This is a genomic window from Nocardioides insulae DSM 17944 (genome assembly GCF_000422825.1).
Taxonomy (GTDB): Bacteria; Actinomycetota; Actinomycetes; order Propionibacteriales; family Nocardioidaceae; genus Nocardioides; species Nocardioides insulae.
On the sequence record NZ_AUGU01000013.1, the window covers coordinates 177,407 to 189,503 of the forward strand.

The following is a 12,097-nucleotide window of genomic DNA, read 5'->3' on the forward strand; positions in this document are numbered from 1 at the left end:
CTTTCGTTCTCAGACCTTGATTCCCATGCCGCCGTCGGTGTGGACGGTGCGGCCGGTAATGCCCCGCGCCCGGTCGGATGCGAGGAAGACGTAGCTACCAGCGTGGTCGGCGCCCGAGAGTGCCACCGCCAGCGGCGTACGCGCGGCGAGTTCCGCGGCCCGGTCGGGGCTTTCCAGCCGAGCCTCGTCCAGTCCCAGGCTGGCCAACCCGCGCAGATCAGTGCCCAGCGTTCCCCCCGGCGCGACCCCGTTGACCCTCACGTCAGGGGCGAGCTCGTAGGCGAGCGTGGTGACCAAGCCGCGTACGGCGAACTTGGAGGCGACATAAAGCACCCCACCCCGGCTCGGGTAGTACGAAGAGGTCGACTCCGTAAGCACCACGCTGCCGCCGGACTCGCGCAGCGCAGGCATCGCGGCCTTCACCGCATGCAGATGTGACCGAACGTTGATGCCGAACAACTCATCGAAGGCACCGTCGAGCTGATCGGCATCGATGTCAGCCAGCGACCGGTAGAAGTCGAAGATCCCCACGCAACAGACCAGCACGTCAAGGCGGCCATACGACTCGAGCACGCTTTCGACCGCACGGTCATTGGCCGCACGGGTGGTGGCGTCTCCCTGGACCACGCAGACCTCGGCATGCTCCGCCGCGAGGACCTCGCACTTGGCCGGGTCGATCTCCAAGGCCGCGACGCGGGCCCCCTCCTCGACGTACGCGTCAACGACAGCGCGTCCGATCCCCGACCCTGCACCGACTATCAGGGCACGCTTGCCCTCCAACCAGCCGGTCACGGTGAGGTCCCTCCCTCGACCCCGTCGGTCGGCTCCTCTGCGTCGGCGATGAGGGGGGCGAACGGATTGCCGACCATGGCCGAGAGCGTCGCCTCGTTCTGCCAGGTCAGCGCCTCGAGCTCCAGCGGGTCGAGGGTGATCCACTGCCCCGACCGGGGCGACTCGATGAGCAGCCTGGCGCCGTTGCGGGTCAGCACCTTGGAGACCCGGATCTCGGCGAACTCGTTGCCCAGCGTGAGTGATTCGCCCTCACGTTGGGACGTCAGCACGGCCAATTCCGACCCGGCGCGGGCCGCTGCCGCGGCGTCCTCCGCCTCTCCCTCCCATCCGAGCTTCATAGGAAGATCGCCAGGTTCTGGGTGCGCAGCACCGACTCGTCGACCGCGATGTGGCGTCTGGCCAGCAACCAGCGGTCCCCGGTAAGCCGGAGCAGGTCGGTACGTCCTGCCGAGATCAGCGAGGGCTCGTTGACGTCGCCACGGCTGCGGAAGAGCAGGACACCCGACTCCACCACCAGTTCATCCCCCGCGTCGGTTTCGAAGGTGCGAACGTTGGAGATGTGGTGCCGGATCCGCGAGGGTGGGTCCTCGGTCCAGGCGTGTTCTGTCTGGAACCGGGCAACCCGGCGACTCAGGGAGTACTTGTCCTCGTCGAAGTGGGCCATCCGCTTGGCGGTGTCGTAGCCGGTGCCCATCGCTGTGGTCACCCGGATCGGCATGTAGTAGTGGATGTCCTCGGCGAGCAGGTCCAGCCAGACGTCGTAGTCTTGGTGGTCCAGCACGTAGGCCTCCTCGACCAGCCAGTGATGCATGGCCAGGTGCCGCGGATCATCGAAGGGCAGCGACCGACCGACTGCCTGCGTGGTGGGGGCGTCCTGCCCCAGCGGGGAGTCGGAGGAGCGGATCGGGATGTAGGTCGTCACGAGCACTCGCTCCCCTCGTCTTTGCGTCGGCCGACCACAGTGGGGGCGACCACGGGTGGCGGCGTCTCGAGGTAGTCAGCCCACGCGTTGAGCAGGGCGCGCTGGTTGTATTCGCCGTAGCCGACCCGGGCGACGCCCGGCCCGGCGAACTCCCCTTCGGTCAGTGGCGTGACGACCGGCTGGTCATCGTTGAGCAGCCCCATCCGTCCGTTGAGCAGCAGGCTGCGCGCCATGGTGCCGCCGGCCGTGTTAGTGAGCGAGACCCAGTTCTCAACGTCGTCCTGCTCGAACATGCCGCTGCTTCCGAAGCACATCAGGTATGCCTTGTAGGACAGCTTCTTGAACTCCTCGGGCGCTTCCTTGTCCACGACGAACCAGGAAAGGACTTCAGTCTCATCAGCGCTGATGGGCTGCCATTGGCGCAGCGAGATGAACGGGAGGACGTCGTCGGAGTCGGCGACCTTGGGCCAGTTGTGCACCAGGCTGAGGTTCGGGAAGACCGAGGCGGCCGATATCATGAAGCCGTCGCGGCCGATCACGTCGAGTTGCTCCGCGGACCACTGATCCTTCATCCGCTTGATCATCTCGTCGGGATACCCCACGTACTTCAGCCGCTCTTCGAGCGAGCCTGGGGGGAGTTTGTACGTCGTACCGCCGCCGTTGCCGGCCCAGTAGGTGCACCCGTCCTTGCGCTTCTCGGCCTTCGGCTCGCGGAACAGGCCGATCTCCACGACGCTGGTGTGGGTCTGCGGGGTGTGGTACATGTCGCCGGCGAAGTTCTCCGCGCCGATCTTCCAATTGGCCTTCACCCGCCAGCGCTGTGGCCCTAGCACTTCAACCCCGCTGGGACTCTGGTTGGTGTAGTAGTCGAGGTAGAACGCGAAGTCGCCCAGGAACTCGCTCAGTGGCGGCGCTTCGGGGTCCATCGAGACGAAGATCAGGCCGTTGTACGTGTCCAGGCTTGGAGCCGGCACGAGGCGCTGCCCCTTGCGCGCGAACCCCTCCTCGCCGCCATATGCCTCCTGGTGGAACGGGAGTCCGACGATGCGGCCGTCGTTCTTGTACGACCAGCCGTGGTAGGGGCACCGGAAGTGCGAGGCGTTGCCCTGCTCGGCACGACAGACCTGCATCCCCCGATGCAGGCACATGTTGAACATCGCGTGGATTTCACCCGACTGCGCCCGGCTGACGATGAACGAGTTGTCCATCACGCGGCGAACGACGTAGTCACCGACCTGCGGAATCTCCGACTCGTGCGCAACGAACATCCAAGAACGCGAGAACAGGCGCTCCTTCTCCGCCTCGAACACTTCGGCATCGTTGTAGATGTGCGCGGGGAGCATCCCACGACGCACGTTCGCCAGCACCTCGTCGGCGTCTCGCATGATCACTCCTTCGATCTCTGATTCTCAGAGTCTAATTCTGCTTAGCAGAACCCGCAAGGTCAAGGGCTATTCGGAATGAGCGCCCGCGATAGACGACGTAGAGGCAAACGCGAGGCGCCGACCCTCCACACAGCGGGCGGACCGGCCGAGCACGGCCGGTGGTCACCTCTGTCCCCCGGTCCGGGAGGGCGCTACGGTCAGCCCAAGCCCACGGAACGGCACCAGCCAGTCCCTGAAGCAATGGCGGCCCGTGACTGCGTCGAGAAGTGAGCTCCGATCGGCATCCGACGATGCCACCGGGACCCGCGGCGACCACATCCGTTCATGGACGAGTCAACTGGTCGCGTGTCGCTGCGCCGGTCCAAGACGCCGTTTCGCTTCGCCGACGCGACGACACCCGTCCGCCCCAACTATGGTCGGCGCTCTCGACCCACCAGGTCGAAGGCCCACCGAGTCACGCAAGGCGTCGTTGGGCGATCAAGAAGAGCCAGTTTCCGATGAGGGAGATCAGCGCGACGACGCTGACCACGGCAAGTAATTGATCGTAGGCGGAGGCGCCATAGGCCTGGGACATCTCGACTCCTAGCCCCTCAGGCGAGCCGAAGAACTCCGAGATCACGACCGCCAAGAAAGCGGCACCAAAGCCGAGCCGCATCCCGACGATGATGGACGGTACCGCAGCTCTGAGCGTGATGCGCCACGCCATCGCGACATGTCCGAGATCGAGCGAGTGACCCAGTTTGATCAAGGGCGCCGGCACCGTCGCCACCCCCGCTGACACATTCACAATGATCGGGAAGACAGCGACGAGGACGGCCATCGTGATCTTGGCCGAATGCCCGACACCGAAGATTCCAAGCAGGATCGGCAGGAAGACGATGTGAGGGATGCTGCCGTATCCACGCACCATCGGTGAGAAGACGGCGCCGAGGAACGGGACTGTCGCCAGCAGGTAGCCGACCAGGATCCCCAACGAGGTCGCGACGACGAAGCCCACCGAAGCGGACCCCAATGAGTCTAGCGTTGCCGGGGCCAACCCGCCTCGCGTGAATCCCTCCCATAGAGCAGAGACTGTCGCTGCAGGCGAGGCGATGTAGGGGGACGCGGAAGATACCACGGACCAACCGATTAAGAATACGCAAACGATGCCAACATTCAGCAGCAGACTCCCGACGCTCGGCAGGGTCCGCGTGCGAGACGCAATCGTAGTATTGGGCGCTACGGTGGTGCTCATGCCACTCGATCCCGACGTAGTTCCTTCTCCATCTTCGTGAGCCCAACGTCGATAAGGACTGCCAATACGCAGATCAAAAGGATCAATGCATACATCTGATCCACGGCGAAGGCATGATAGGTATGCGCCACAGAATATCCAAGTCCGGTCGCAGACACAATGAATTCCATTCCGATCGTGCTCACAACGGCAGCCAACAGACCCAGTCGTACCCCGGGGAAGATATGCGGGACTGCCGCTGGGAAATGAACCTTCCTGAACGCGGCCGCCCGTGACATCTGCAGTGATTTCGCGAGTCGATCCAGCGAGACGGGTACCGACAACAGGCCATTCGCCACACTCATCGCCACCGGGACGGTCACCACAACGGAGACGATCAATACGATAGGAGCCCTGGTCAGGCCGAATATCGTTAGCAACAGCGGATAGAAGATGAGAAGTGGAACGGCCTGAACAGAGGCCAGGTACCCGAGAAAGACATTTCGCGTCATCGAAGGGAGCGCAGTCAGGAGAAACCCGATGAAGCCGCCGCACAACGCTCCTATGCCGAACCCGAGCCCGATGTTAATCAGCGTCGACCGCAGGTCCACCCTCACCTCAGTCAGCCCAAACAAATCGAAGAACTGAGGGATGAACAGGCTTGGCCGCGACCAGGTCATCGGGTCGAGCAGACCTGTGCGTGACCCGAGTTCCCAAACCGCCGCGATCGCAACCAGCACGAGGAACCGCGAGGCGTAGACGGCAGTCGGCCGCATGCCACGTCCACTCCTAGAGTTCCGGTTCATGTGGAACTCGTCGAAAGGTGCATCGCGCGCGACTCCTCTTGGAGGAGCTTCCAGATCTCCGCTTCAAGGCTTTGGAACTTGGGATTGAGCGGAAGGTCCTCCGTCCGCGGGCGGGGGAGGTCGATCACGACTCGAGCCTTGAGAGTTGCGGGGCGGCGAGAAAGCACCCATACCTCGTCGGAGAGTGCCACCGCCTCCCCGATATCGTGCGTCACGAAGAGAACGTTGCAGTTGACCCGCTCCCATGTTCGGGTCAACTCGACTCCCATCACGCTCCGCGTCTGCTGATCCAAGGCACCGAACGGCTCATCCATGAGGAGCAGCGCAGGGTCAGTAATCAAAGCGCGTGCGATCGACACCCGCTGACGCATTCCACCGGACAACTCACTGGGCAAGGAATCGGCGAAGCCGTCAAGACCGACCGTGGTCAACAGTGCTCGTGCGCGCTCGCGACGCTCACTCCGCCGGACACCATTGACTTCGAGCGGGAAGGCGACATTGTCCAGTACCGTTCTCCAGGGAAGCAGCGCGGCCTCTTGAAAAACCATAGAGGTGCTGGACTGAGGACCCGTTACTGCTGTTCCATCGAGAAGTACCGATCCCTGCGTCGGCTTCAGTAGCCCACAGGCGAGGTCCAAGAGTGTGCTCTTACCGCACCCACTGGGACCGATGATGGAGACGAATTTCCCTCCAGAGACTTTCGCGGTCAGGCTGTCAACCGCCAGCGTCGATCCGGTCTTGCTCGGATACTCAAGACTGACATCGGCGAACTGAACGGAGCGATCTTCGCTCAATGCAACACTCACATCGAATCCACGATGCTCGTGTCGAGGAGTCCCTCGAAGTCGGCGGTCTCGGCAAGGCCGAGGTCGACGGCTGCCTTGGCTGGCGCCTCGATGTATGCCTCGCTGATGTCGAGCGTCCACGCAGTCTTGTCAACACCCGAGAGGGCCTGCTCGGCGACCTCGGGATCGAGATCAAGGTGCTTTCCCCAGATGCCAGCGGCCTCGCTGGGGCTGTTCTTGATCAGATCTAACGCCTTGCTGAGACTGGCCATCCAGCGCTTGAGTCCGTCTGGATTCTCTTTGAGTTCCTCCGAGGTGGTGCAAATGCACACGTCGGCCCACGTGTCGATCAGAGATTTGGAGTCAATGGCGATTTCGCCCGACCCATCAGCAACGACCGCGGTCGACTGCGGTGGAACCAGAGCTCCCAGGTCGACGATGCCCTCCGCCACCGCCGGCCAGACCGAGGCATAGTCGCCAACGGTGACGATCTCAGTGTCCTTTCCGGGGGTCAGCCCCCCAGTTGTTACACCAAGCTTAGCGAAGAACTCGACGGGACTACCCGATCCCGCAATTCCGATCTTCTTGCCTGCCAGATCTTGGGGCCTCGAGATCCCGGCACCCTTCTTCGAGACGAAGACTACCGAGGGCTGATTGAACCCGCCGCCGATGATGCGCAGGTTCTTGGCACCGCCTTGGTATCCGAGTACGGCAGAGATCGTGGCGGCCGACCCCACTCGGCTCTTCCCCAGAATGGCGCGAACGGTGTCAGTGCCTCCCGAGACGTGGATGTTCTTGGTGTCGACCCCGTCGGCCTTGTAGTACTTCGCGGCTGCGATCACATAGGGCGCCGCGCAGACGATCGAATCAAGACCCGAGACGGCAACCTCACCGCTGGATGATCCACCGCCACCGTCGGATGCCTCTGAGCTCCCGCAGGCGGAGAGGAGGATCGCCCCCGCTCCGGCGACCCCCAAACCCAGTACCCCACGCCGACTGATCCCGCTGTTCCCTGCTCGGCCCCATGTGCTCATTGCATCTCCCTCGAATACCACGTCCTGGTGTGACGGTCGTCGCACTCTAATCGCGGGTTTCCTCTGTTGTCCAGAGTCTTGTTCTGAAGCGCGAAGCGCCGCGGTCTGTTGTCCTCAGCGGTGGGTCAGCAGGAGGTGGAAGCAGAACGACCCAGCCGCTGAGATGGGAGCTCATCGCGCGCAATAGTCTCCGTGCGTCGATGCGCCCGACTCCTCGCGCCGAGTTCGTCGCCCAGCCGGTCACAGAGATCGCAGCGCCCTATGTGTGGCTACAGGGGGTCCGCGAGCAGCTGCGCGTGGTCCTTCGAGCGTGCGTTGGAACATCCGGCGTGGGGACCTCGCAAGGTCTGGGCGATCGTCCGTCATAACGGGCACGTCGTGTCTGAGGCGACCGCGCTGCGCACTCTGCGGGGCGAGGGGTTGACTTCTGTCGGCCCCCTACCAGCGTGAACGTAGGAAGCTGGTCGAGCGGAGGAGGGCGGCGTTCGCGACCAGCCATGGCATGTCGCCAGGCCCGATCCGGGATGTCGATGAGCTGGCAGAACCTTGCAGTCGACATGCCCGCCTCGACGCGGATCACCTCGAGGGGCCCGACCTGCCCTCCGCGAACGTTCTCCACACCCTCGACGCGACTGCGGCCTCGCCGAGTGCCTGGGTCAGGTCCGCGACCTCGGCCTCGAGCTGTTCCTCCCAGACCGAGGCCCGGACCTCCCGGCCGCAAACCCGGTCTTCCCAGCCTCGAGGAAGTCGACCTTCCACTCTCCGATCGATTGCTCAGGCGCTTTCTCGCTGCACCCCACCCTCGGCGATCTACATCTCATCGTCGCGCCCGACTATCGAGAAGCCACCGACCGCCTCTGTCCCGACTCCGGGACGAGCACCGCGACGCCCCCGGCCTCTGAGCACCTCCGGAGCCCACAGATGCAGCCCGGGGCAGCGGCCGGGGGGGTCATACCGACGGGAGTTCGATCGGCATGCCGGTTCGTGAGGACTCGTAGATCGCGAGTACGACGGCCAATGCGTTGCGGGCCTCGCGGCCGGTGACGAGTGGGTCACGTCCCTCGAGGACAGCTGCTATGAAATCGTCGATCTGCTGGGCGTGGTAGGGCATCAGGCCTTCGTGCACCTTCGACAGCGGGGGGTCAGACTCGACGTCAGTGCCGTAGGGCAGGCGGTAAGTGGTTTGCCCAGGAATGGTCCAGATGTCGCAATAGGCCGGTTCCCCTTCGGGGAACTCGGTCACGCTTACGGTCGCTCCGGACGTGCCGGTGACCAGGACTTGAGTTCCCAACCCGGGCGAATAGGTTGTGGCGGCGGAGACCACGCCGAGTGCGCCGTTCTCGAACTCCAGTGTGGCGGCGGCGGTGTCCTCGACCTCGATGTCAGCACCATGTTTGAGCGTGGCGATCCGTCCGGTGACGCGGACAACGGGGCACCCGACGATCCACTGGAGAAGGTCGATGTAGTGGATCGCTTGATTGATCAGCACGCCGCCGCCGTCGGCGGTCCACGTGCCCCGCCAGGGATCGGCGTTGAAGTACGCGGAGTCTCGGCCCAGTCGAAGGGTCATGCTGCCGAGTGTCGGGGTTCCGAGATCTCCACGTGTGACGGCAAGCTTCGCAGCTCGAGATGCCTCCCAGAACCGGCGCTGGAAGAGCGCGCCGAACGTGATCCCGGCTGTGTCGGCCGCCTCGATCATCCGGTCGGCCTCGTCAAGAGTGATGGCGATCGGCTTCTCGCACAGCACATGTACCCCGGCTGTCGCGGCGGCCAGCACTGCTGCTTCGTGCGCGGGGTGGGGCGAGGCGACCGTGAGCGCGTCGAGCTTGGCATTGGCGAGCATTCGCCCTAGGTCGTCGTAGTGCTCGGGTACCGAGAAAGTCGTGGCGAATTCAGCCGCGCGTCCCGGGTCCACGTCGCACACTGCGACCAGCTCGACGGCCGGGTTGTTCTGGAGGGCTTTGACGTGGTTGAGCGCTATCCGGCCGCAGCCGGTGATGCCGACACGGAGTCGCTGAGGCATGAGGTTCCTTTTCTCGGGGGCTGGCGAGTTAGTAGCCAACGGGTGGGTAGGAGTATCAGCGCACTGAGCCAGAAGCCCCGCGAGTGGCGGGGGGTGGGGGCTTGCCGATACCGGGTCAGATAGGCAGCGCCGTCTCGACGGTTCGACGCAATGCCCTGTAGGCCAGGTCAGCCTGCGTGCGGAGGTCAAGGGTGGCGTGGGCGCGGACCGGTGTCTCGATCGAGATCACCTCTAGGGCGCCGCACGCTCGGAGAGTTGAGGCCAGTGGAAGGTCGCCGTCGCCTGGGAGCTTGCGATCCTCGCGTGCCTCGACTATCAGGTCTTGGGTTGTTGAGGGTGCGGGCTCGATGGTCGTGTCGGCGAGCTGGACATAGTTGAGGAGTTCGGCCGGTACCGCTGCCAAGTCGGCGGGTGACCCACCTGAGCGCTCTAGGTGCAAGGTGTCGATGACCAAGGCTGCGGCGGAGCTGGATGCGTGTGAGGCGATGTGCAGCGCCTCTGCGAGGGTCCGAATCTCGCTGAAAGCCATGAACTCAAGGCTGAGTTGTAGACCGCGGCTCTCTGCCTCCACGCACAGGTCGGCGTATCGATCGGCTTGGCGCTGGTGGTCGGGGTCGCTGCCGTTGACTAGCACGGCGCGGGCGCCGAGCTCGACAGCTGCGTCCAGAATGTGCAGGGCCTCGTCAGGGTCCTTGTCGGGATGGAGCCTAAGCACCTCTACGTCGTGGACGGTGAGCCCGGCGTCGTCGAGGCGGCGACAGGTCTCGCGCACCATGAGTGTGCGTCCGCCGAGCATCGGCCAGGCGGTGTCGCTGGCGGCGGGGCAGACCCTGATCCCGACGCTGTCGAAGCCGGCGTCCGCTGCTGCGGTGACCAGCTCGGGTGGTGAGGCCTGGATCGCGGTCAGAGGCGACAAAGACAGCCGCGGCCACATGTTCTTGCTGATCGATGTCTGGCTCATCAGTAGGTCGCGCGTCCGCCACTGGCGTCGAAGGTGAACCCGCTGGTGAAGCTGCACTCCTCACTGGTGATCCACGCCACCAGGGCAGCGAGCTCCGAGACCTCGAGCAGTCGCTGCATGGGGATCTTGCCCTTGCTCGCGGCGATGTGTTCCTCGGTCATCTGATCGAGTAAGTCGGTGGCCGCCATCACCGGAGCGACGGCGTTCACGGTAACCCCCGTGGTGATGATCTCCTTGGCGAGCGCCTTGGTCAGACCGATGACGCCGGCCTTGGAAGCCGAGTACGGGGTGATGTTCTGCACCCCTTCCTTGCCAGCGATGGAAGCAATATTGACGATGCGACCCCAGCCACGGTCAACCAAGTGGGGCACGACGGCGCGGCAGGTGTTGAAGACGCCGGTGAGGTTGACGTCGATGACCCGACCCCACTCCTCGGAGGAGTATTCCCAGAGGGGCTTCACGGGGCCGTTGATGCCTGCGTTGTTGACCAAGATGTCGACCCCGCCGACCACCTCAAGCGTCTGCGTCATCGCCCGCTCGACCGAGATCGGGTCAGCCACATCCACCGCCTGGATGTGGTCGGCCTTCCAGTCCTGATTGTCGCCGGCCGGAACAACGGGGTCGAGGTCCCAGACCACCACCCCTAGCCCGTCATGAGCGAGTCTGCGTGCGATGGCTTGGCCGATCCCCCGGGTCCCACCGGTGACGACGGCGATACGACGGGTATCGGTGCGCTCAGACATGGTTCTCCGCAGTAATGTTGGACGTGGCGGCGGGCGCGATGCGAGGTGCGCCATCGGTTTCCCTTGGTGGTGTCGGCGCGTTCCCCAGTTCCTGGATCGGGACGCCGGCGGTCTCGCGAGCGGTAGCCGCGGCAATGAAGGCGAGGGCACAGATCACGGCGGCGAGTACGGCGATGGGGATCCAACCCGTACGGCCGGACCCGATGATCGCGTAGCCGATGGTGGGCATGAACCCGGCGACGGCGTACCCGACCTGCGTGCCGATGGCGCTGCCGCTGTAGCGAATCCGGGTGTGGAACATCTCGGGGTAGAAGGCGGTCCCCACGACGATCGCCGCGCTGTAGCTCAGTGAGGTCAGAGCGAAGTTGGCGAGGAAGATCAAGACCAGCTGGCTGGTGGAGATCGCCTGGAAGTAGGCGAAGGTGAAGACCAGACAGCCGACCACGCCGGACAGGTAGACAGGCTTGCGTCCGATCCGGTCCGACAGCGCAGCCAATGGCGGCATCACGCATACGGCCAGGACGTTTGAGGAGATGCTCACCCACAACATCGTCTGGCGCGAGATCCCGATGTCGTCGACCGCGTAGGCGAGAGCGAAGACCGAAACGATGGTGCCGATCGAGGCGGTCATCGCACACACAACCACCCGCAGAACCGCCCTGGAGTGGGTACGGAACAGGTCCACCAGCGGCAGCTCGGTGGCCTCATCCTTCGCTTCCTCGAAGACTTCTGGCTCCTCAAGCTTGCGGCGAATCACGTAGGCGATCACCACGACGATGGCGCTTGCCCAGAACGGCACCCGCCAACCCCAGGAGAAGAGAGTCTCGTCGGGAAGTGAGGCGACGATGAGGAATGTTCCGCTCGCGAGCACGATGCCCGCAGTAGTGCCAGCCATGGTCCAGCTGGTGAAGAAGTTGCGTCGCTTGGTCGGCGCGTGTTCCAGGATCAAGGCGTTGGCACCGCTCTGCTCACCCCCAGCCGAAAATCCTTGAAGGACCCGGAACAGGACCAGCAGCGCCGGTGCGACCCATCCGATTGCCTGGTAGTCGGGGAGACAACCGATCAAGAATGTGGATGACCCCATCAGCACCAGTGTCAGGAGCATGATGTTCTTCCGACCGATGCGGTCCCCAAAGTGGCCCAGTACGACGCCGCCGAGCGGGCGTGCCACATAGGCCACGCCGAAGGTGGCCATGGCGAGGAGAAGGCCCGTTCCCGCTGCAGCGTCGGGGAAGAAGACCTCGCTGAAGATGAGGGCTGACGCTGAGGCGTAGATGTTGAAGTCGTAATACTCCAGCATGCTGCCGAGGAAGCTCGCGGATGACGCGCGCCGAGTCTGTTGTAGGGAGCCCTCTTCGCTTGAGGCTGCAACAGCATGAGCCATGTCTGTCTCCTTGGTCCGTGGCCTGAGGCCGACGTAGTGGGCGCCTCGC

At 64.1% G+C, this 12,097-nt stretch carries 12 protein-coding genes; all 12 read right to left on the reverse strand.

The features are described from left to right. Nucleotides 1–9: 9 nt before the first annotated feature. Complete coding sequence (hcaB, locus tag G515_RS0101485; RefSeq protein ID WP_028658699.1) at nt 10–792, reverse strand: 3-(cis-5,6-dihydroxycyclohexa-1,3-dien-1-yl)propanoate dehydrogenase; 783 nt, start codon at nt 790–792, stop codon at nt 10–12. Beyond that, the gene (locus tag G515_RS0101490; protein WP_028658700.1) at nt 789–1,130 is read right to left on the reverse strand and encodes a hypothetical protein; all 342 of its coding nucleotides are present in this window, start codon (nt 1,128–1,130) and stop codon (nt 789–791) included. Before G515_RS0101490 ends, hcaB begins: the two co-directional genes overlap by 4 nt. After that, entirely contained in the window at nt 1,127–1,714 is a 588-nt protein-coding gene (locus G515_RS0101495; RefSeq protein ID WP_028658701.1) for a 3-phenylpropionate/cinnamic acid dioxygenase subunit beta, read from the reverse strand. Before G515_RS0101495 ends, G515_RS0101490 begins: the two co-directional genes overlap by 4 nt. Next, nucleotides 1,711–3,099 carry an aromatic ring-hydroxylating oxygenase subunit alpha gene (locus tag G515_RS0101500; protein ID WP_028658702.1) on the reverse strand — a complete coding sequence of 463 codons (1,389 nt, stop codon included), beginning with the start codon at nt 3,097–3,099 and terminating at the stop codon, nt 1,711–1,713. The genes G515_RS0101495 and G515_RS0101500 overlap by 4 nt, the downstream gene beginning before the upstream one ends. 454 nt (nt 3,100–3,553) lie before the next feature. Continuing rightward, nucleotides 3,554–4,096 carry an ABC transporter permease gene (locus tag G515_RS0101505; protein WP_028658703.1) on the reverse strand — a complete coding sequence of 181 codons (543 nt, stop codon included), beginning with the start codon at nt 4,094–4,096 and terminating at the stop codon, nt 3,554–3,556. Between the two features lie 233 nt (nt 4,097–4,329). Then, a complete protein-coding gene (locus tag G515_RS0101510) occupies nt 4,330–5,088 on the reverse strand; it encodes an ABC transporter permease (RefSeq protein ID WP_028658704.1) in 759 nt (252 codons plus the stop codon). A gap of 26 nt (nt 5,089–5,114) precedes the next feature. After that, a complete protein-coding gene (locus G515_RS0101515) occupies nt 5,115–5,924 on the reverse strand; it encodes an ABC transporter ATP-binding protein (RefSeq protein WP_084652929.1) in 810 nt (269 codons plus the stop codon). Then, on the reverse strand, nt 5,921–6,937 hold the full coding sequence (locus G515_RS0101520; protein WP_084652931.1) for an ABC transporter substrate-binding protein: 1,017 nt from the start codon (nt 6,935–6,937) through the stop codon (nt 5,921–5,923). The genes G515_RS0101515 and G515_RS0101520 overlap by 4 nt, the downstream gene beginning before the upstream one ends. A 949-nt stretch (nt 6,938–7,886) precedes the next feature. Then, a complete protein-coding gene (locus G515_RS0101530) occupies nt 7,887–8,960 on the reverse strand; it encodes a Gfo/Idh/MocA family protein (protein ID WP_028658707.1) in 1,074 nt (357 codons plus the stop codon). 115 nt (nt 8,961–9,075) lie between these two features. Next, the gene (locus G515_RS0101535; protein WP_211220917.1) at nt 9,076–9,921 is read right to left on the reverse strand and encodes a sugar phosphate isomerase/epimerase family protein; all 846 of its coding nucleotides are present in this window, start codon (nt 9,919–9,921) and stop codon (nt 9,076–9,078) included. Further along, entirely contained in the window at nt 9,921–10,664 is a 744-nt protein-coding gene (locus G515_RS0101540; protein WP_028658709.1) for an SDR family NAD(P)-dependent oxidoreductase, read from the reverse strand. Before G515_RS0101540 ends, G515_RS0101535 begins: the two co-directional genes overlap by 1 nt. Further along, a complete protein-coding gene (locus tag G515_RS18995; RefSeq protein WP_084652933.1) occupies nt 10,657–12,048 on the reverse strand; it encodes an MFS transporter in 1,392 nt (463 codons plus the stop codon). The genes G515_RS0101540 and G515_RS18995 overlap by 8 nt, the downstream gene beginning before the upstream one ends. Nucleotides 12,049–12,097 lie beyond the last annotated feature (49 nt).

Bases quoted from the DNA above. Each gene is read 5' to 3' on its own strand.
- G515_RS0101535 (WP_211220917.1), bottom strand. From the start codon at position 9,921: ATGAGCCAGACATCGATCAGCAAGAACATGTGGCCGCGGCTGTCTTTG.
- G515_RS0101530 (WP_028658707.1), bottom strand. From the start codon at position 8,960: ATGCCTCAGCGACTCCGTGTCGGCATCACCGGCTGCGGCCGGATAGCG.
- G515_RS0101520 (WP_084652931.1), bottom strand. From the start codon at position 6,937: ATGAGCACATGGGGCCGAGCAGGGAACAGCGGGATCAGTCGGCGTGGG.
- G515_RS0101490 (WP_028658700.1), bottom strand. From the start codon at position 1,130: ATGAAGCTCGGATGGGAGGGAGAGGCGGAGGACGCCGCGGCAGCGGCC.
- G515_RS0101540 (WP_028658709.1), bottom strand. From the start codon at position 10,664: ATGTCTGAGCGCACCGATACCCGTCGTATCGCCGTCGTCACCGGTGGG.
- G515_RS18995 (WP_084652933.1), bottom strand. From the start codon at position 12,048: ATGGCTCATGCTGTTGCAGCCTCAAGCGAAGAGGGCTCCCTACAACAG.
- G515_RS0101500 (WP_028658702.1), bottom strand. From the start codon at position 3,099: ATGCGAGACGCCGACGAGGTGCTGGCGAACGTGCGTCGTGGGATGCTC.
- G515_RS0101510 (WP_028658704.1), bottom strand. From the start codon at position 5,088: ATGCGGCCGACTGCCGTCTACGCCTCGCGGTTCCTCGTGCTGGTTGCG.